Source organism: Polaromonas sp. P3_B1 (assembly GCF_056402935.1).
Genome location: NZ_JBFUGK010000029.1, coordinates 1 through 18169, shown reverse-complemented (window position 1 = coordinate 18169; position 18169 = coordinate 1). Strand labels below are relative to the sequence as shown.

The following is an 18169-nucleotide window of genomic DNA, read 5'->3' as shown; positions in this document are numbered from 1 at the left end:
TTTTGATTTCAGAGTTAACGTGTTTTTGGATGATCTTCAGGGTCTGTGTGCCGCCACGCCCGGCCTGGCACTGCGGGCCGGGGCCGCCCGGCCGGAACCGGCCATACGCTCCCTGCCAATGTACCCAAGTACCGGTGCCAGCTGCTGAATGTCCGGCGCACCTGGCAGGGCAACCGCCGCCGGGCACCAGGGATAGGGTAAGCCGGCCGCCCAATCCATGACCTTCTCCGCCTGCGAAGCCGGCAATGTCTGCATGGTCTCTATGGTGATCGAAAGGCTTTCCGCCAGGTATGAAGGCGGCGAAAAGCACCAATCGTAGCGGCCGCATCCGACACGCACGGCACGGCTGTCCTTTTCGGTCATGGCGACCAGCCAATCGCAGACAAACACCTCGGCATCGCCCTCAGGCGGCGAGGACAGGCAAAAAGTGTAGACATTTTCGTAAGACTGGCCGAACCGGCGCACCAGCACCTCGGCGATGGCATCTCGCCCCTGGCATACCGGCGGAAATGAAATCGCCGCGGTATGGACAACCATCTCCAGCAAGGCATCGCCCGTGAATGCCTGCGCCAACAGATGAGGGCGGTTGCCGTCCTTGGCGTGAAGGTAGGCTGTGACGGCTGCGGAAGGTGTTTTCATACGATGTGGCGTCCTGTTGCGCCCGTCTCATTGCGGCATGTAGTAAGGCACAAAAATGTCGTTCGCCTCATTGCCAACCGAGCGTATCCATTCGCGCGAGAATTTCTCGCCCATGCGCTTGATCTCCTGGTCCAGCTCGGGCGAAATGCGTTCTATCTTCACGCCGTTGGCGCGCAGCTCCTCGGTGGCGCTGGCGGCCAGTGCCTGGCTGGCCTGCCAGCCGCGCACTTCCGCGTCGGCCGCGGCCTTGAGCACGGCGGCGCGCGCCTCGGGCTTGAGTGCATCAAAGGCTCTGTTGCTCACGAATACCGCGTTTTTCGGGAACCAGGCATTGATCTCGTAGTAATACTTGATCGGGCCCCAGACCTTGTTCTCCACCCCGGTCAGCGCCGAGGTGATCATGTTGTCCATGCGGCCTTCGGCCAGCGCCTTGCCCACATCGACCATGGCCACATCCACCGGCTTGGCGCCCAGCATTTCGGCGATGCGCATGGTAGTCTGGTTGTAGGTGCGCATCTGGGTGCCGCGAAAGTCCGCCGGCCCCCGCACCGGCTTGTTCGAGTGCAGGCCCTGCGGCGGCCAGGGCACGGCGTAGAGAAGCTTCATGCCGCGCTCGGTGAAGTGTTTTTCAAGGCCGGGACGCTGCAGCTTCCACAGGCGTTGCGCGTCCTTGTACGAAGTGACCACAAAAGGAATCGAGTCCGCGCCCGCAAGCGGCATTTCCTTGACCATGCTGGTCATGATGGTCTCGCCGGCTTCGGCCTTGCCTTGCTGCACGGCCGCGCTGATGTCGGCCAATTTGGCCAGCGTGTTGTTGGGGTACACCTCTATCCGTAAATCGCCCCGCGTGGCCAGCTCCACATCGCGGCTGAACTGCTGGATGTTTTGCGTATGGAAGGACTCCGCCCGGTAGCCGGTGGCCAGCTTCCAGTTTGTCTGGGCGTGCGCTGCCCCCGCCGCGACCAGCGCGGCTATCAAAATTGCTTTCATGAGGAACTCCTTGGGAGTTGAGGGTTAGCCCGGCGCGGGGTGCATGGCGCTCACCCTTTCAGGTCGGTCACAAACATCTTGCCCGGCGCGTGGGTGATGCATATCGACAAACGGCTCTTCTGGGCAACCCACTGCGGCGTGACGCCGCAACCCCAGAACACCGGGACTTCATCGTCCTTGATGTCGACCGCATCGCCGTAGTCCGGGCGCGACAGGTCGGTAATGCCTATCGCCTCCGGATTGCCGATGTGAACGGGCGCACCGTGCGCAACGTCAAACCGGCCAGAAATCTCCACCACCTTCGCCACGTCGCGGCTTTTGATGGGCCGCATGGTGACCACCATCTCGCCGCTGAACACGCCGGCGGGCTGGCACTGGAGACTGGTACGGAACATCGAGACATTGCGGCCCTGCTCGACATGCCTGAGGGGAATGCCGGCCTGCATGACCGCGGCCTCGAAGGAAAAACTGCAACCGATCAGGAAGGCCACATGGTCGTCCTTCCAGAGTGAGCGGATTTCGCTGCGCTCCTCGACAAACTCGCCGTCGCGGTAAACCCGGTAGCCCGGGATGTCGGTCGTGATGTCGGCCCCGGGCGCGCACAAAGGCTCCGTGGCGCCGGGCTTGAGCACTTCCACCAGCGGGCAGGGCTTGGGGTTGCGCTGGCAAAACAGCAGGAAGTCAAAGGCCTGYGCCTGCGGCACGATCATGAGGTTGGCCTGGATATGGCCGTCGGCGTGTCCCGCCGTGGGCAGGGCAAACTCGCCGCGGCGGCTGGCCATGCGCAGGTCTGCGGGACGATCGAAAATCTTGTTCATGGTGTTGGGATAAAGCGTATTCAGCAAAAAACTGGATGGAGGTTTCGGTCAAAGCCCCAGGTAGGCCTTCTTGATCCGGTCGTCATTGAGCAGCTCATGGCCTTTGCCCTGCATGACGATGCGGCCGGTCTGGATGACATAACCGTAATGCGCGATGTTCAAGGCCTTTTGCAGGTTCTGCTCGACCAGCAATATCGACACACCCGTGGCGTTGACCTGCTGGATGACCTCCAGCACCTTGGTCACGAACTTGGGAGCGATCCCCCAGGAGGGCTCGTCCAGCATCAGCAGCTTGGGCCGGGCCATCAAGCCGCGGGCAATGGCCAGCATCTGCTGCTCGCCACCGCTCATGGTGCCGGCCAGCTGCGTGGCGCGTTCCTTGAGGATGGGAAACAGCTGCAGCATCTCTTCAATGCCGCTCGCCACCTCGTGCTTGTCCATACGCGTGAAGGCGCCGAGCTCCAGGTTTCGCAGCACCGTGAGCCGGGGAAACAGGCGCCGGCCTTCCGGCACCAGCGACAGGCCCAGCGGGACGCGCTTGTGCGCCGGCATGCGGTGAACCGGCTCGCCATTGAAGGTGATGCTGCCGGCCGCGGCGGCGTTGAGGCCCGCCACGGCGCGCAAAGTGGTGGACTTGCCGTTGCCGTTGCCGCCTACCAGCGCCACGATCTTTCCGGGCTCGACCTGCAGGCTGACGTCGGAAATGGCCAGTACATCGTCGTAGCAAACCTTGAGGTTCTTGATTTCGAGCATCTTCAGTCCCCCAGGTAGGCGGTGATCACGGCGGCGTCGCTGGACACCTGCTGCGGTGTGCCTTCTGCGATCTTCACGCCCCGGTCCAGTACAACGATTTTGTCGGCGATGGGCATGATGCCTTCGAGCACATGCTCGACGATCAGGCAGGCAATGCCTTTGTCCTTGATCTTCAGCACGACATCGACCGCTTCGCGGACTTCCGACGGGTTGAGCCCGGCCATGACTTCGTCCATCAGCAGGATGCGCGGCTGCGTGGCCAGTGCGCGTGCCACGGCCAGGCGCCGCTGCTCGCTGATGGTCATGCTGGCGGCGGGCCTGTCGGCGAAACGCTCCAGCCCCGCAAAAGCCAGCCAGCCCATGGCCGCCTTGCGCGCCTTCGCCACGTTGTGCTGCAGCAGCATGGCCGCCGTCATCACGTTCTCGCAGGCCGTCATGCTGGTGAAGGTGCGCGCGATCTGGAAAGTCCGCGCCACGCCGGCGCGGGCGCAGGTTTCCGGCGGCAGGCCGGCGATGTCGCGGCCACCCAGCATGATGCTGCCCGAGGTGGGGGCAAAGTAGCCAGCGACGCAATTGAACATGGTCGTCTTGCCGGCACCGTTGGGGCCTATCAGGCCCACCACCTGCCCGGTATCCACGCCAAAGGAAACATCCTGGTTGGCGACCAGCCCGCCAAAGCGCTTGCTGACCTGCTTGACTTCGAGCAATTTCATGCGGCCTCCTTGCCGGCGTTCTGCACGGCGACGCTTGGCATTGCCATTTGCCGCGACGCGTCGGCGCGCGCCTGGCGGCGTTCGCGGAAGCTGCGCAACCAGCCGATCAGGCCCGTGGGATAAAACACTGCGATCACGATGATGAGGCTCGCGTAAATAATGACGTCTGTGCCGCGGCCCGTGCCGCCGAAGGCGATGCGGGTGACCTCCTCGATGCTGGTGAGCACCACGGCGCCCACGACCGGCCCGAACAAGGTGCCCACGCCGCCCAGGATGGACACCAGCGCCATCTTGATGGAAAGCGCCGTCGACAGCACTGAGCCTGGGTCGATATACAGCTCCTTCTGCGCATACAGGCTTCCGCCGGCGGCCGTGAGGAAGGCGCTGACCGACAAGGCCACCTGCTTGTAGCGCGCGATGTTCACACCTATGCTGCGGGCGGCATCGGGTTCGTCCTTGATGGCACGGAAGTAATAACCGAGGTAGCTGCGCTCTATCCACCAGTTCACGCCCAGCGTGATGAGCAGCAGGCCCAGCGCCAGCCAGTAGTAGGGCAGCTTGGTGGCAAAGTTCAGCCAGAGCCAGCCCTGCTTGTCCATGGGGACATAAAGGCCCACGGCAGCGCCGCCATACTCCCATTCGGTGAAGAATATCTGCACCAGCTCAGCCACCGCGATGGTCGCCATCGCGAAGTAGTGGCCCTTGAGCCGGAAGCACGACCAGCCAAAGCCCAGGCTCAGCAGGGCCGCCAGCAAGCCGCCGGCCAGCACGCCTATCCAGGGGTTGACGCCGAACTTGACCAGCAGCAGCGTCGAGGCATAGGCGCCCAAGCCATAGAAAGCCGCATGGCCGAGCGACACCTGGCCGGCATAACCGCCCACGATGTTCCAGGCCACACCCACCTGGGCCGCCATGAGGATCAGGATGGCCATGTTCAGATGCGAGGCATCGGTGAAGGCCGGCACGGCCAGCGCAAACGCGAGGGCGGCAATTGCGAAGACGAGGTTTTTCATGATGTTCACGCCTTTCCCATCAAGCCCTGGGGCCGGAACATCAACACACCGAGGAACAGCACCAGCACGATGGCCGTCTTGTACTGCGGCCCGAGCAGCAAACCGCCCATGACCTCGATCACGCCGACCAGAATGCCGGCCCAGAAGGCGCCCGAGACGCTGCCGAAGCCGCCCAGGTTGACCACCACGAAAGCCAGCAGGATGAAGCTCGCGCCTACGTCCGGGAAGATCGGGAAGAAGGTCGACAGCAGCACCCCAGCCGCGCCGGCGCAGGCCGCACCTATGCCCCAGGCCAGCGAAAACATCTTGTGTGAATCAATGCCCATGAGGCGCGCGGCTTCCTTGTCGGAGGCGGTGGCCTCCAGCGCCGCGCCCAGCCGGGTCTTGTTCAGGAAGAAATAGATCAGGCCGGTGACCACGATGGCCCCCACGCCGGCCACCAGCTGCGGCTTGCCCAGCTGCACGCCCAGCAGCTTGACGGTGCCGCTGACGGCCGAGTTCTCGATGGAGCGGAAGTCCGGTTTCCAGAGGAACTGGGCCACGCCGCGCAGCAAAATCATGATGCCGAAGGTCGTGAAGATCTGCGACAGCATGGGCGCGTTGATGATGCGCACGATCACCAGCTTGTACAGCAGCACACCGAAGCCGAACAGCATGAGGACCGTCAGCGGCAGGGTGATCATGGGGTCCAGCGCATACAGGGCGAACAGCCAGAAGGCCGAGTACATGCCGAGCATGAGGAACTCCCCGTGGGCGAAGTTCACGATGTCCATGACACCGAAAATCATGGTCAGGCCGATAGCCACCAGCGCGTAAATCAGCCCGATCAGGACGCCGGAGGCCAGCGTCTGAAGCAATATTTCCGTGGTCATGGTTGTCTCTGAATTAAGTTGTCCGTTAAGGGCGCGTTCCATTTCCAGTTCGATGCGAGACTAGGCGCGCCACCGCAGACAGTGCTGTAGCACGGCAAGGAGGCGCAACGACGTATCGCATTGAAGTGGGGATGGAATTACTTCCGCTGGTCCCACTTGGGCATAGGCCAGGTCACTTCACGCGAGGCCATGTCGAAAGGCCAGACCGTGTTGTACTTGCCGCCCATGATCTGCACCAGGATGCCCTGGCCCAGGGTGTTCTGGCCAGTGGCGTCGAACTTCACGCCCTTCCACGGCATGATGAGTTTGCTGCCGGGCATGTCGGTCGCGGCCAGCGCCTTGCGGATGGCCTCGGGTTCGGTGGAGCCTGCACGGTTGATGGCATCGGCCATCACCATCAGGCCGGTGAAGGTGCGCGAGGAATTGCCGGTGAAGTTGATCTTGTAGCGGCTGTTGAACAGGTCGTTGACCTGCTTGATCAGCGGGTTGCGGTTGGCCAGGTCCAGCGCCCAGACTTCACGCGTGATGATGTAGTCGGCGTCCTTGCCCAGGGTCCTGATGAAGTCGGTGTCGGTGAAGCCCGCGTTGTTCGCCAGGATCATGTCCGGCGAGAAGCCCAGCTCCTTGTAGGTCTTGATCGACAGGATGGCATCGGCCGTATAGGACGACTGAAGCACCAGGTTGGGGTTGGCCGCCTTGAGCGTCTGCACTTCCGAGGTCAGCTGCGTGGTCTTGGCCGGGTACATCACCTGCTTGACCAGGTTCTGCTTGAACTCGGGCGCGAGTTTGGTCTGCAGCTTGGTGGTTTCCGTGCCCCACAGGCCGTTTTCATTGAGGCTGGCCACCACGCCCGCCTTGATGCCCTTTTTGGCTTCGAGTTCCTTGAGGAAGTCGAACGCGTTGTGCACAAACAGGTCGTCGTGCGGCGTGGTGCGGAAGAACCACTTGAAATTGCGCTGCGTGAGCGAAGCCGAAGACGACTCCGGGTTCAGGAAAGGAATGCCGGCGCGCTCGGCGACCTGGCTGGCCGTGGCGGTGACGGCGCTGTTGTAGGCGCCGACCAATGCCACGACTTTTTCCTGCGTGATCAGGCGTTCAGCTTCGGTTGCACCGGTCTGCGGGTTGGCCTGGTGGTCGGCGAAGACCAGCTTGATTTTTGCGCCATTGAGCTTGGGCAGGCCCTTGCCGCCGGACAGCGGCAATTCAGATACGCCGGGTGCGCCGTTGTTGATGATGTCGGCGGCGAGTTCCAGCGCGCTGCGCAGTTCCGCGCCCACCGAAGCGGCTGGGCCGGTCAACGGATACAGCACGCCAATTTTGACTTCCTGCTGCGCGTGGACGCACAGGCTGAAACCGGCGCCGGCCAGTATCGCGGCCACTCGGGCCCACCATGACTTCTTCATTTCGCACTCCTCGTAAAAACATGACAGTTGGATGACATGGGCCGAAGTGTGCGATTAGCAAATGACGAAATCAAACAAAAAATATTTTGCTTGCGTCATCGATTTTTTCGATGACTAGGACTTACCCTGATGCACCTTTTTTGGCGGTTTTTGCCGCTTTCGCCGTTGGGTTGCGAGCCGTTTTGGTGCCGACACCGCCCTCCCCCGCAAACTCCACGGCCGACCTGACCACCGTCTCCACGGTCGACGAGGTGGGGTCCGTGCGGTAGCTGGCGTGGATGGGCAGGGCTTTGGGTTTCTTGTCGCAGGTCAGCAATTTAATGCTGGCAAAACCCGTCAGCCGCTGCACGGCGGCGCGCGGCAGCAGCGCCACGCCAAAGCCGCCCTGCACCAGCTGGACCATGGCCGAGATCGACGAAATCGCGTGCACCTTTTTGGGCTCCATGCGGTTCTGCTTGAAGAGGTCCAGCAGCGTGACATGCGGCTGCGATCCCTTCTGGAAGGTCAGCAACTCCATCTCGGCCAGTTCATCGAGCCGGTAATTTCTTTTTTTATGCAGTGCCGGATTTCCCACAAAAGCCATGTCCATGTGCGGCAGGGCCTGGTTGCGCACACCGTCGGCCGATGCCGGCAGCGCCGCGAAGACCAGATCCAGCGTGCCGCGCTGCACCTGGTCCATCAGGATGGGCGTGGTTTCCACCGTGAGTTCCAGCTCCAGACCCGGATGGTCCACCCGCAGTTTTTCGAGCCAGGGAATCAGCCAGGAATGCAGCACCGACTCGATCGCGCCTATGCGCATGGACACGGCCATGGGCGCGCCCGAACCCATCTCCTGCTTGACCTCGCGCTGCAGCTCCAGCAGCTTTTGCGCGTAGACAAAGAACCGCGCGCCCGCCACCGTGAGCTTGAATTGCTTGTCGCGGCGATCCAGCAGAAGGATGCCGAGCTCCTCTTCCAGTGTGGCGATGCGGCTGGACATGGCCGACTGCGTGAGGTAGAGCTTGTCGGCGGCGCGTGAGATGCTTTTGAGCGAGGCCACCCAATAAAAGGCTTCAACAAAACGCAGGTTCATGGCGGGCCCCAGGGTCGCGTAAACAGGTGGACGCAGTATTTCGGGGTATGCCCGATGAACTGGCGCGGGATTTGCGTCTATCCTATTACTACTTATCAATTCCTTGTCCTGGAGCCTCTCATGAATTTCAAGATCACCGTGGCGGCCGCCGCTCTTGCCCTGGGCACCAACGCCTTTGCCCAGACCAAGTGGGACCTGCCCGCCGCCTACCCGGCCAGCAACTTCCATACGGAAAATCTCACGCAGTTCGCGGCCGACGTCGACAAGGCCAGCGGCGGCAAACTCAAGGTCACGGTGCACGCCAATGCATCCCTCTTCAAGGCCAATGAGATCAAGCGCGCGGTGCAAGGCGGCCAGGCCCCGATCGGTGAAGTGCTGCTGGCCAACTTTGAAAACGAAAACCCGATTTACGGCGCCGACGGCATCCCCTTCCTGGCCACGTCCTACGCCGACTCCAGGAAACTCTACGACGCGCAAAGGCCCGTGCTCGACAAGCTGCTGGGCACGCAGGGCATGAAACTGCTCTATGCCGTGCCCTGGCCGCCGCAAGGCATTTACACCAAGAAGGAACTGGCCTCGGTGGCCGACCTGCGCGGCATCAAGTGGCGCGCCTACAGCCCCGCCACCGCCAAAATCGCCGAGCTGATCGGCGCGCAACCCGTCACCATCCAGGCGGCCGAGCTCTCCCAGGCCCTGGCCACGGGCGTGGTGGAAAGTTATATGAGCTCGGGCTCCACCGGCTACGACTCCAAGACCTATGAAAGCATCAAGTACTGGTACGACACCCAGGCCTGGCTGCCCAAGAATGCCGTCATCGTGAACAAGAAATCCTTTGACGGCCTGGATGCCGCCACCCAGGCCGCCGTGACCAAGGCCGCCGCCGACGCCGAAGTGCGCGGCTGGAAGCTCAGCGAGGAAAAGAACGAGTGGTACAAAAAAGCCCTCACCGAAAAAGGCATGAAGATCGTCACGCCGCCGGCCAAGCTGGTGTCCGACATGAAGCAGGTCGGCACCATCATGCAGGCCGACTGGGTGAAGAAGGCCGGCCCTGACGGCGAAGCCATCATCGCCAACTTCAACAAGCTCAAGGCTGCGAAGAAGTAAGACATACAGCAAGGCAGGCCATGCGCAAATTCCTGGACAAACTCTACCTGGCGGGCGGTGCCATCGGCGCCGCCTTCATCGCCCTGATCGCCGTGCTGATGATCGCGCAAAGCATCTTGCGCGAGTTTCATATCAAGACCGGCGCCGTCAATGATGTGGTGGCCTGGTTTTGCGCGGCCGCCGCTTTTTTTGCCATGGCCCATGCCTTCAAGCACGGCGACTTTGTGCGGGTGACCTTGCTGCTGGAAAAAGTCAATGCCAAAACCCGCCGTGTGCTGGAACTGACTTCGCTGGTGATCGGCAGCGTGGCGGTGGCCTACCTGGCCTGGTCCGCCTGCCTTTTCACCTATGAAAGCTGGGAGTTCAACGATATCTCGCAAGGCCTGTTGCCCATGCCGATGTGGATTCCGCAGCTGAGCTTCGCGCTGGGCTCCATCCTGCTGATGGTCGCCGTGGTCGATGAGCTCATCATCGTGGTGCGCGGCGGTGTGCCGACCTTTGTGCGAGAAGTCGAGGAACGCCATGCACGTGGCGACTTCTCTTCTGAAGTTTGAGCTTTGTCCGAATTTTTAAAAAGATAACAACATGGATATCCTGATGATGGGCGGCATTTTGCTGCTGCTCATGATGCTGCTGCTTTCGGGCGGCGTGTGGATCGCGATGACCCTGGCCATCTGCGGCTGGGTCGGGCAGTTTTTTTTCACCAGCACGCAGCCGGGCAAAAACCTGTTCAGCGCTTTCTGGGAAAGCAATGCCAGCTGGGAGCTGGCGGCCCTGCCCCTCTTTATCTGGATGGGCGAGATCCTCTTTCGCACCAAGCTCAGTGAAGAAATGTTCGAAGGCCTGAGCCCCTGGCTGAACCGCATTCCGGGCCGGCTGATGCACACCACCATTTTGGGCTGCGGCATCTTCGGCTCGGTGTCGGGCTCGTCCGCGGCGACCTGCGCCACCATCTCCCAGGTGGCCTTGCCCGAGCTGGTCAAACGCGGCTACAGCGAAAAAATCGCCTTGGGCTCGCTGGCCACGGCCGGCACGCTGGGCATTTTGATTCCGCCGTCCATCACCATGGTGGTCTACGCCGTCGCCGCGGACGCCTCCATCATCCGCATCTTCCTGGCCGGCTTTTTACCCGGTTTCCTGCTGATGGCGCTTTTCTCTGGCTACATCATCTGGTGGGCCCTGCGCAACCCGAAGCTGCAGCCCGCGCCCGACCAGCCCACGACCTTCATGCAGAAGCTGCACAAGTCGCGCAACCTGATTCCCTGCGCCTTGCTGATCGTCTTCATCTGCTGGGTGCTGATCGCCGGCTATGCCACCGCCACCGAGTGCGCGGCCTACGGCGTGGCGGGTTCGCTGGGCCTGGCGCTGTGGAGCCGCTCGCTGACCTGGCAGAACTTCAAGGACGGGCTGATGGGCACGACGCGCACCAGCTGCATGATCATGTTCATCCTGGCGGGTGCGTCTTTCCTGACCAAGACCATGGCGTTTACCGGCATCCCGCGCGAGCTGGCCGAGTGGGTGGACCACATGCACCTCTCGCCCTATGCGCTGATTTTTGTGCTGACCATCGTCTACCTGATCCTGGGCACGGCGTTGGACGGCATCTCCATGATTGTGCTGACCAGCGCCGTGGTGCTGCCCATGATCCAGAAGGCTGGTTTCGACCTGATCTGGTTCGGCATCTTCATCATCCTGCTGGTCGAGATCGCCGAGGTCACGCCGCCCGTAGGCTTTAACCTCTTTGTGCTGCAGAACATGACCGGCAAGGACAGCAACACGATTGCCCGCGCCGCGATTCCCTTCTTCGCCTGCCTGGTGGTGTGCATTGTGCTGATCACGCTGTTCCCGCAGATCGTGACCATATTGCCCGACCTCGTCATGGGCAAAGAAAAGTAAACAAGGGCGGCCCCCTCAACGCCAAGGAGCCAGAAGCCTTTCATCATCCGTCAGCGCCCAGGTCTTCAGGCCTGTGGCCGCTTCGACAGCCTGCCGGTAGGGCGGCAAGTTGGTGCACTCAAGCACCACCGCTTGCAGAGAAGGCTCGCGCCGCTTGAGTGCCACCGCCGCATCCACCACCTCGCGGCCGGCCTTGTCCATGTCCAGGGTCTCGCGGTTGCCCAGTATGGCCGTCGCGAATTCCCCGGCCGGGTCCACGCCCTGCAGCACCACGTCGGCCAGCCGGCCTGCCGGCACGCCCGCCGCCAGCAAATGCTCGGGGCCCAGCGCAGCCGCACTGATGGTCAGCACACCGACCTTGCGTTCGCCTGCCAGCAGCGCCGGCAACTGCAGCAGGCTGGACGTTCGCACGGGCACCCGCGCGGCGGCCTGCAGCTCGTCCTGCAGCAGCACCAGGAAGCCGCAGCTCGTGGTGACGGCGCGTGCGCCCTCGGCTTCCAGCGCCTGCACGGCCTCCACAAAGGCCGGCGCCACGCCCGAGGCGCGCAATCCGGCCGCCGTCTGCACGATCTTGCCGGGCCAGGCTCCCCGCACCACATGCCGGCGCACCGGCACGCCAAACGCATCGGGATGGCCCACGTCGCCGGGCGGGCGCGGAAAGCGGGTGTCCAGCATCACAACGCCCAGGAAGCCGGGCGCTTCGCCGAAAGCGGGCGCAGCGGTTAAAGTCATGGCAGCATTGTCCCGCCAAACCCGCCCCCCTCTATTCCGTTCATACGCCATGCTGACTGTCCTCGCCATCTCCATCGGCGCCTCCCTGGGTGCACTGGCCCGCTGGGGCCTCAGCCTCTGGCTCACGCCCGGCGGCATCATCCCCTGGGGGACGCTGGCGGCCAACCTGATTGGCGGCTACCTGATAGGCATCTGCATCGCGGTGTTCCAGGCCATGCCCCAGCTGGACCCGGTCTGGCGCCTGGCGCTGGTGACCGGCTTCCTGGGCGGGCTGACCACCTTCTCCTCGTTCTCGGCCGAGGTGGTGATCTTCCTGATGGACGCGCGCTACGGCCTGGCGGCGCTGACAGCCACGGTGCATGTGCTGGGTTCGCTGTTGATGACGGTGGCGGGGCTGAAGTCCGCCATGTTCCTGCTGGCCGCCAACGCGCGCTGAGCAGCGCGTTTGCCACAGCGGCGCACTCGGGCAAAACGCCCCTGCGCGCAAACCGGCGAAATTGGCCACAATGTGCCATGGCCTCCATCACCCCCTTTCACGGCGCCCCGACCACAGGCGGCCAGGACCGGCTCGCGCGAATAGGGCGCGCCAGGCAGGCGGTCCTGTACGGCGAGACCCGGGGCCCCGACGCTGCGCCGGCCCTGGAAGGCTGGATAGAAAGTTCCTGGCGGCGCTGCCTGGCGAGCGGCCAACGCCCTGAGCAAGCGCCCTCCTTCGATACCGTGCCGGCCGCCGAGATGCGACGCCACCAGGACGCCAACCAGCAATTGGTGCAGGCGGCCAAACCCACACTGGAGCGGCTGGGCCGCGCGATCGCCGACACCCGCTACTTCGCCATCCTGACCAACCAGGCCGGCGTGGTGGTCGACGTCAACGGCCGCATAGACCGCAGCGACAGCCGCGCCGATGTGATCACGCGCATAGGCACCGACCTCTCGGAAGCCCGGGTCGGCACCACCGCCATAGGCGCGGCGCTGGGCGAGCTGCAGCCGGTCTGGCTGCACCGGGGCGAGCATTTTTTCGATGCGACCTCGGTCTACAGCTGCGCGGGCGCGCCGCTGTTCGGCCCCGACGGGCATTGCGCCGGCATGCTGGACCTGACGGGCATCGAAGCGGCCGAGCGGCCCGAACTCAAACACCTGGTCACCCAGTGCGCGCGCGGCATCGAAAACGCACTCACGCTGGGCCGGCCGCACGCACTCCTGATCCGGCTCAACTGGCCGGGCCGCACGCTGGGCGACGACACCGACGGCCTGCTCTGCGTCGACGCCGACGGCCGCATCACCGGCGCCAATCCGGCGGCGCGGCAGATGATCCCGCGGCTGGGCGCCACGGCTGAGGGCACGGCGCACTGCGGCGACCTGTTTGCCATGCCTTTTGAAATGCTGTTTGACGCGGCGCGCCGCCACAGCCCTGCCCAAGGCGGCGTGCTGGAGGCGCCGCTGTGGTCCGGCCTGCGCCTGCACGCGCTGCCGTTGCCGGCGGGCCGCGATGCGCCTTCCACAGCCTTGCAGCTGCCGCCTTCCGCCGACGCGGGCCGTCCGCTCAAGGAGCTGGAAACCGCGCTAATCCGCAAGGCCGTCAGCGACGCGCGCGGCAATGTGCTGCAGGCCGCCAGGGCGCTGGGCGTGAGCCGCGCCACCGTGTACCGGCGGCTGGGCTCAGGCAAGCGCGGCTAGTACCCGGATTTAGTGCTTGTGCTCAGCCGCGCCGCCGGCACCGCCCGGCGCCGTGGTGGCCACCGGCAGCTTGAGTTCCAGCTTGCTTTCCACGCCTTTGGCGTCCTTGAACAGCAGGGTCAGGGGAATCGTGCTGTCCTTGGCCAGCGGCGCTTTCAGGTCCATCAGCATGACGTGGTAGCCGCCGGGCTTGAATTCCACCTTCTTTCCGGCGGGCAGTTCCAGCGATGGCAGCGCGCGCATCTTCATGACGTCGCCTTCCATCTTCATTTCATGCACTTCGGCCACGCCCGCCACGGGTGAGGACACGCCCACCAGCCGGGTCGCATCCTTGGCTGTGAGGCTCATGAATGCGCCTGTGCCCCTTTGCCCTTGCACGGTGGCGCGCGCCCAGGCGCCATCGACCTGGACCGGTGCGGTCTGCGCCAGGGTGGCCAGGCTGCCGAGCGCGAGTGAGAACAACAGTGCGGCCTTTGAAAATTTTGCGGATGCCATGGGAAATTACTCCTTGAAGCTGTGAAATGAAATGATGGAAAAAAGCGGCGCTGCCGGCTTAATGGTTGTGCTCACCGCCACCGCCCGCAGGCATCAGCTCCAATGCGGCGGCCGGGTTTTTCAGGTCGTTGAGCTTCTGGCCCTGCGTGGGCACTTCCGACCAGTCCACCTTGCCCTCTTCACACACCTGAAGCACAGGCCAGTACAGCATGCCGGCCTTGGCGGGCAGCTTGGCTTGCAGCACGAATTCGTCGTACCAGTCGTTCTGCAAATAGTCGGCCGGGGATTTGGCCGTCCAGCTGATGCGGGACACATCTTCGGTGATGGTCTTCCCGTGGTCCTGCCGGGGCTGGGCCAGCTTTTCGCGTGTAACTTCCAGGGCCCAGCCGGCCTTGGGCATGGGCTTGGCGCCCTCAACGCCCGCGGGAATCGTGACGACGATCTGCTTGACGGGCGAGTTGCCGCAGCCGTGGCCGACCTTGAAGCTGCCCTTGTAATAGCTGCCCGCATTGGCCACCTGGTATTCCAGCGTGACGTGGGCGGCGGCGGGCAGGGAGGCGGCCAAAAGCAGCATGCCGGCGGCGATCGTTTTAAGGGCGGTATGTTTCATGGTTCATCCTTGGTAATGTGGTGACTTGATAAAAAATTGCGCGAATCACAGGCTGAAATTCAGTTCAGCCATAAAAGTGCGCTGAGGATAGGGATGGAAATTCCAGTATTGGTAGTTGTTCAGGTTGTCGATGCCGACGGCCGCACTCCACTGCTTGTTGACCTGGTAGCGCAGGCGCACGTCGGTGGTGAAGTACTTGCTGGTGCCCTGGTAGGCAAAGCCGTTCACATCGGCGTTGTCCAGGCTGGAATACTGCCTGCCGCTATAACGAGCCGCAAAACTTCCCGTCAGCTGTGGCGTAAAGCGATAGCTGGCCAATGCCGTGGCGCGCCACACCGGCACCCGCGGCTGGTATTTGCCCAGGGTATCGCCCACCACCGCCACAAAGCCGTTGTTCTCCTTGATACGGGAGTCAGCGTAGGTGATGCTGCCGCTCAGGTCCAGCCCTTTTTTGAGCACGTCGTTGCCGCTGAAAGCCAGCTCCACGCCCTGGGTCTTGATGCGCCCGACGTTCTGCACGCGGCTGATGTTGGCATTCGCCACGGCACCAAAGGTGGTCTGCGAATACAGTGCGTCGCGCGTGTTCTCGGTAAAAAAGGTCAGGCGCAGCAAGGCATTGCCCAGGTCTTTTTCGGCCGTGAGCTCGGTGGTCCAGGATTTCTCGGGCTTGAGGTTGGCGTCGTTGATGTACTGGGAATTGACCGTCGCCGTCGCGCCATACAGCTCCCCGACCGTCGGAAAGCGGACCGCGCGGCCCACCGACGCCTTGAGCACCGTATCCGCAGACCATTGGTAAGACAGCGCGCCCTTGGGCGATACCGCGTTGTCGCTGCGCGAGGCATAGCCCGTGTTGGCCGGGTTGCCGGGCCCGAAGCTGGTGAAACCGCTGGAGGCCGTCCAGTTTTCCAGGCGCGCGCCCAGCACGGTTTTCCACTTGGGCGCAAAGGCCCAGGCGTCTTGCGCATACAGGCTGCGCAGCCGGGTCTTGCCGCCCACGTCGCTCACCACCGCACCGGCGCCGCCGGTGAGCCAGCTGCCGACAGTATTGGATTTCAGGATTCTCAGCTGGTAGCTGTCCTGCTGGAAGCCGAAGTCGACAAGGTGCGCGCCCTTGATGCCTTCGGGCCGCCAGATGCCCTTGAAGGCCAGCGTGTTCCAGCCGGTGCCATCCTGGTCCTGCAGCGTGCCGGCTCCGCCGTTCAACGCGGCCGGTTGTGCGGTGGTGGCAGCGCGGATCTGGTCCTTCTGGTAGTCATACAGGCTGGCCGCAACTTCCCAGTCCCAGATGCCTTGGGTGTTGGATTTGACGGACAGGCCGTGCATCACATGCGTCAGCGCTTCGTTGCTCACGCCAAAATCGCTCGCCGCCAGCGTATAACCCCGGCCGTTGATGTTGACATTGCCGCTGTACACCGGCGTGCCCGCCGCATCGCGTAAATAGCTTTGCGAGCGGTTCTCGGCGCCGTTCTTCCAGTAGCCCAGGGTGTAGCTGGCGCGAACCGTGGAGGAAAAGTCATACGCGACCTTGAACTTCACATGTTCCTGCCGTGTCTCGTACTGCGTGGCCCCGCCCAGCAACAGCCAGGGGACGTTGCGCGTGTTCAGGCCGGGCACCGCGCCGCTCACCACGGTGGCGCCCGGCGCTGGGGCTGCCGTGCTCAGCGTTCGCGTCGCGAAGGTCAGCGGCTGGCCCGCGCTTTCAGTGCGGTTGGCATTGATGAACCAGGACCAGTCGCCGTTGCGGTTACCCAGCGAGGCACTGGCCTGGCTGCCGCTGAAGCTGCTATCGCTGCCGTAGAGCTTGAAGTCTTGCGTGAAGCCGCTGAGCTTGGCATGCGCCTCGAATTGTGTGGGCATGCGCGTGACGTAATCCACCACCGCACCCACCGAGTTGCCTGGGTAGGCCGCTGAGAACGGGCCGTAGAGCACGTCGACCCGCTCGATTTCCTCCGGCGTCACCAGGCCCCAGCGCGGCGCGTAATTGGTGCCGTTGGCAATCCCGTTGCCCAGGTAGTTGGACAGCAAAATGCCGTCGGCATACACCGCCGAGCGCGCGCTGTTGCCGGTGCCCGAGGCGCGGCTCGAAAGAATGGCGTGGTTGTAATCGCCGATGTAGCGCTTGCGCACCAGCAGGCTGGGAAAGTACTTGAGCGCGTCTTCGCTGTCGGTGGCGTTGATGGTCTGCGCGATCTGCTCGCGCGTGATGCCTTCAATCGTCGTCGGAATCTGCGTGGGCAAGGAGGTCGGCTGGCCGCTGTTGACGGTGACCACACCCAGGGATTTGGCCGGCGCTTCGGCGGGCGTCGCCTGCGCGAAAGCCGCCAGGGGAATGGCTGCCAAGGGGAAAGCCAGCGCCGTGGCGCCGCGCCAGGCAAGCGCGCACGGTGTGCGGGAAAGGTTCATGAAAACTCACACTCTGAAATGAACGGACGCGCAGACCGTCAGGCCCGCGCGCGGGAATGCCTCAGGCGAGGCGGTTCACATCAAACGGAGGGAGGCCCGCGGCTGAAGGGCAGCCCGGGGACGGCGGCACCGGCGGCCGCAGGGAGGTCCGATGCGGCAACATCGGTGCCGGAAAAACAGGGAGTGGCGGCCAGCGGCAAGGGTGGCAACACCAGGCCCGGCGAGGCGCAGAGGTCGCAGCGCAGTCCCGTGGCACCTGCATCGCCGTCGGAAGCATCACCACCGGCGTTGGACGAAGTGTTGATACTGCAGATGCCACCCAGCTTGCCGGTTTGCACGTCCTGGGCCAGCATGGACACCGGCGCCCACAACGCCGACAGCACGGCCAGGAAAGCCAGCCAGGCGGCCAGGCGGTTCCATAGGGGGAGTGTTGGTTGGGGGTTGGGGTGGCGGGGCACGGGGGGATTATAAGTGCCGGGTCTTGCGCCGGCGGTGCGCGCTCTTCCTCTTCTACCTCTGCTTTCCTCTGCTCCCTTTTCTAAGGCTTGCTGGCCGGGGGTAGCCCGGCAGCTACTCACTTTTCTTTTGCTTCGCCAAAAGAAAAGTAAGCAAAAGAAAAGGCGACCCTGGTGTCTGCGTCCCTTCGCTTCGCTACGGGCAGCCTGTGGTGCTCGGTCCAGACGGGGTCAAAAACAACTCGCTTCGCTCAGACACGTTTTTGCCCTTATCCGTCTGGCCCTGCGCTCCTCGGCGCAGACACAAGGGGCCCGACTACCAGCAGCCAAACAGCCGAAGACAAAACCCCGAATACCTGAAACAACAAGGACACGCCACGGCGTGTCCTTGTTTGTCTTGGTTTGTTCTTTGGTATTTATCTTTTGTCCCCGCTCCCGATTGCCCCGTCCTGGCTGGGCCGAGGAGCGCAGAGACAAGCGGATCAGGGCAAAAACGTGTCTGAGCGAAGCGAGTTGTTTTTGAC

19 protein-coding genes and 1 pseudogene are annotated in these 18169 nt (G+C 63.3%); 5 read left to right on the top strand and 15 right to left on the bottom strand.

The genetic code is table 11. The features are described from left to right. Window positions 1-36 precede the first annotated feature (36 nt). The 9 genes from AC1DXS_RS16775 to AC1DXS_RS16735 all read right to left on the bottom strand — a co-directional run bounded on the left by AC1DXS_RS16775 (window position 37) and on the right by AC1DXS_RS16735 (window position 8273). On the bottom strand, window positions 37-639 hold the full coding sequence (locus AC1DXS_RS16775) for a nuclear transport factor 2 family protein (protein WP_477738614.1): 603 nt from the start codon (window positions 637-639) through the stop codon (window positions 37-39). 27 nt (window positions 640-666) lie between these two features. Continuing rightward, a complete protein-coding gene (locus AC1DXS_RS16770) occupies window positions 667-1629 on the bottom strand; it encodes a TRAP transporter substrate-binding protein (RefSeq protein WP_477738613.1) in 963 nt (320 codons plus the stop codon). A gap of 50 nt (window positions 1630-1679) precedes the next feature. Beyond that, window positions 1680-2447 (bottom strand): putative hydro-lyase, encoded by a 768-nt coding sequence (locus AC1DXS_RS16765; RefSeq protein ID WP_477738612.1) that lies wholly within the window; start codon window positions 2445-2447, stop codon window positions 1680-1682. A 48-nt stretch (window positions 2448-2495) separates the two neighbouring features. Then, window positions 2496-3200 carry an ABC transporter ATP-binding protein gene (locus tag AC1DXS_RS16760; RefSeq protein WP_477738611.1) on the bottom strand — a complete coding sequence of 235 codons (705 nt, stop codon included), beginning with the start codon at window positions 3198-3200 and terminating at the stop codon, window positions 2496-2498. Window positions 3201-3202: 2 nt separating this feature from the next. Then, window positions 3203-3913 (bottom strand): ABC transporter ATP-binding protein, encoded by a 711-nt coding sequence (locus AC1DXS_RS16755; RefSeq protein WP_477738610.1) that lies wholly within the window; start codon window positions 3911-3913, stop codon window positions 3203-3205. Continuing rightward, window positions 3910-4926 carry a branched-chain amino acid ABC transporter permease gene (locus AC1DXS_RS16750; RefSeq protein WP_477738609.1) on the bottom strand — a complete coding sequence of 339 codons (1017 nt, stop codon included), beginning with the start codon at window positions 4924-4926 and terminating at the stop codon, window positions 3910-3912. The genes AC1DXS_RS16755 and AC1DXS_RS16750 overlap by 4 nt, the downstream gene beginning before the upstream one ends. Before the next feature lie 5 nt (window positions 4927-4931). Next, entirely contained in the window at window positions 4932-5798 is an 867-nt protein-coding gene (locus AC1DXS_RS16745; protein WP_477738608.1) for a branched-chain amino acid ABC transporter permease, read from the bottom strand. 137 nt (window positions 5799-5935) lie between these two features. Beyond that, window positions 5936-7201 (bottom strand): ABC transporter substrate-binding protein, encoded by a 1266-nt coding sequence (locus AC1DXS_RS16740; protein WP_477738607.1) that lies wholly within the window; start codon window positions 7199-7201, stop codon window positions 5936-5938. Window positions 7202-7322: 121 nt separating this feature from the next. Beyond that, entirely contained in the window at window positions 7323-8273 is a 951-nt protein-coding gene (locus tag AC1DXS_RS16735; protein WP_477738606.1) for a LysR family transcriptional regulator, read from the bottom strand. A 120-nt stretch (window positions 8274-8393) separates the two neighbouring features. Here AC1DXS_RS16735 and AC1DXS_RS16730 point away from each other — a divergent pair, with 120 nt between their 5' ends. From AC1DXS_RS16730 to AC1DXS_RS16720, 3 genes are read left to right on the top strand one after another with little or no spacing between them, the layout of a single operon-like run. Next, on the top strand, window positions 8394-9377 hold the full coding sequence (locus tag AC1DXS_RS16730) for a TRAP transporter substrate-binding protein (RefSeq protein WP_477738605.1): 984 nt from the start codon (window positions 8394-8396) through the stop codon (window positions 9375-9377). A 20-nt stretch (window positions 9378-9397) separates the two neighbouring features. Beyond that, window positions 9398-9931: a TRAP transporter small permease gene (locus AC1DXS_RS16725; RefSeq protein WP_477738604.1), complete on the top strand. Its 534-nt coding sequence runs from the start codon at window positions 9398-9400 to the stop codon at window positions 9929-9931. Between the two features lie 31 nt (window positions 9932-9962). After that, window positions 9963-11273, top strand: coding sequence for a TRAP transporter large permease (locus tag AC1DXS_RS16720; RefSeq protein WP_477738603.1), 1311 nt, complete (start codon window positions 9963-9965; stop codon window positions 11271-11273). A gap of 15 nt (window positions 11274-11288) precedes the next feature. Here the strand turns inward: AC1DXS_RS16720 and AC1DXS_RS16715 are convergent, their stop codons facing one another. Then, window positions 11289-12005, bottom strand: coding sequence for an aspartate/glutamate racemase family protein (locus tag AC1DXS_RS16715; protein WP_477738602.1), 717 nt, complete (start codon window positions 12003-12005; stop codon window positions 11289-11291). Window positions 12006-12054: 49 nt separating this feature from the next. Here AC1DXS_RS16715 and crcB point away from each other — a divergent pair, with 49 nt between their 5' ends. Together crcB and AC1DXS_RS16705 are read left to right on the top strand one after the other, a co-directional pair. After that, window positions 12055-12441: a fluoride efflux transporter CrcB gene (gene crcB, locus AC1DXS_RS16710; RefSeq protein ID WP_477738601.1), complete on the top strand. Its 387-nt coding sequence runs from the start codon at window positions 12055-12057 to the stop codon at window positions 12439-12441. Window positions 12442-12518: 77 nt separating this feature from the next. Beyond that, a complete protein-coding gene (locus tag AC1DXS_RS16705) occupies window positions 12519-13682 on the top strand; it encodes a helix-turn-helix domain-containing protein (RefSeq protein WP_477738600.1) in 1164 nt (387 codons plus the stop codon). 9 nt (window positions 13683-13691) lie between these two features. On the opposite strand, the gene AC1DXS_RS16700 is transcribed toward AC1DXS_RS16705, so the two are convergent. The 5 genes and pseudogenes from AC1DXS_RS16700 to AC1DXS_RS16680 all read right to left on the bottom strand — a co-directional run. Continuing rightward, window positions 13692-14177, bottom strand: coding sequence for a copper chaperone PCu(A)C (locus tag AC1DXS_RS16700; RefSeq protein ID WP_477738599.1), 486 nt, complete (start codon window positions 14175-14177; stop codon window positions 13692-13694). A 58-nt stretch (window positions 14178-14235) separates the two neighbouring features. Beyond that, on the bottom strand, window positions 14236-14787 hold the full coding sequence (locus AC1DXS_RS16695) for a YcnI family copper-binding membrane protein (RefSeq protein WP_477738598.1): 552 nt from the start codon (window positions 14785-14787) through the stop codon (window positions 14236-14238). 45 nt (window positions 14788-14832) lie between these two features. Further along, window positions 14833-17190 carry a TonB-dependent receptor gene (locus tag AC1DXS_RS16690; RefSeq protein ID WP_477738597.1) on the bottom strand — a complete coding sequence of 786 codons (2358 nt, stop codon included), beginning with the start codon at window positions 17188-17190 and terminating at the stop codon, window positions 14833-14835. 80 nt (window positions 17191-17270) lie between these two features. Continuing rightward, window positions 17271-17648: a DUF2946 family protein gene (locus tag AC1DXS_RS16685; protein WP_477738596.1), complete on the bottom strand. Its 378-nt coding sequence runs from the start codon at window positions 17646-17648 to the stop codon at window positions 17271-17273. Between the two features lie 228 nt (window positions 17649-17876). Then, window positions 17877-18169: pseudogene (locus tag AC1DXS_RS16680) on the bottom strand (hypothetical protein); the annotation flags it as partial.

Excerpts from the sequence above, each read along its gene's own strand:
- AC1DXS_RS16775 (WP_477738614.1), bottom strand. The coding sequence starts at position 639 with ATGAAAACACCTTCCGCAGCCGTCACAGCCTACCTTCACGCCAAGGAC.
- AC1DXS_RS16770 (WP_477738613.1), bottom strand. The coding sequence starts at position 1,629 with ATGAAAGCAATTTTGATAGCCGCGCTGGTCGCGGCGGGGGCAGCGCAC.
- AC1DXS_RS16760 (WP_477738611.1), bottom strand. The coding sequence starts at position 3,200 with ATGCTCGAAATCAAGAACCTCAAGGTTTGCTACGACGATGTACTGGCC.
- AC1DXS_RS16755 (WP_477738610.1), bottom strand. The coding sequence starts at position 3,913 with ATGAAATTGCTCGAAGTCAAGCAGGTCAGCAAGCGCTTTGGCGGGCTG.
- AC1DXS_RS16750 (WP_477738609.1), bottom strand. The coding sequence starts at position 4,926 with ATGAAAAACCTCGTCTTCGCAATTGCCGCCCTCGCGTTTGCGCTGGCC.
- AC1DXS_RS16745 (WP_477738608.1), bottom strand. The coding sequence starts at position 5,798 with ATGACCACGGAAATATTGCTTCAGACGCTGGCCTCCGGCGTCCTGATC.
- AC1DXS_RS16740 (WP_477738607.1), bottom strand. The coding sequence starts at position 7,201 with ATGAAGAAGTCATGGTGGGCCCGAGTGGCCGCGATACTGGCCGGCGCC.
- AC1DXS_RS16735 (WP_477738606.1), bottom strand. The coding sequence starts at position 8,273 with ATGAACCTGCGTTTTGTTGAAGCCTTTTATTGGGTGGCCTCGCTCAAA.
- AC1DXS_RS16730 (WP_477738605.1), top strand. The coding sequence starts at position 8,394 with ATGAATTTCAAGATCACCGTGGCGGCCGCCGCTCTTGCCCTGGGCACC.
- AC1DXS_RS16725 (WP_477738604.1), top strand. The coding sequence starts at position 9,398 with ATGCGCAAATTCCTGGACAAACTCTACCTGGCGGGCGGTGCCATCGGC.
- AC1DXS_RS16720 (WP_477738603.1), top strand. The coding sequence starts at position 9,963 with ATGGATATCCTGATGATGGGCGGCATTTTGCTGCTGCTCATGATGCTG.
- AC1DXS_RS16715 (WP_477738602.1), bottom strand. The coding sequence starts at position 12,005 with ATGACTTTAACCGCTGCGCCCGCTTTCGGCGAAGCGCCCGGCTTCCTG.
- crcB (WP_477738601.1), top strand. The coding sequence starts at position 12,055 with ATGCTGACTGTCCTCGCCATCTCCATCGGCGCCTCCCTGGGTGCACTG.
- AC1DXS_RS16705 (WP_477738600.1), top strand. The coding sequence starts at position 12,519 with ATGGCCTCCATCACCCCCTTTCACGGCGCCCCGACCACAGGCGGCCAG.
- AC1DXS_RS16700 (WP_477738599.1), bottom strand. The coding sequence starts at position 14,177 with ATGGCATCCGCAAAATTTTCAAAGGCCGCACTGTTGTTCTCACTCGCG.
- AC1DXS_RS16695 (WP_477738598.1), bottom strand. The coding sequence starts at position 14,787 with ATGAAACATACCGCCCTTAAAACGATCGCCGCCGGCATGCTGCTTTTG.
- AC1DXS_RS16690 (WP_477738597.1), bottom strand. The coding sequence starts at position 17,190 with ATGAACCTTTCCCGCACACCGTGCGCGCTTGCCTGGCGCGGCGCCACG.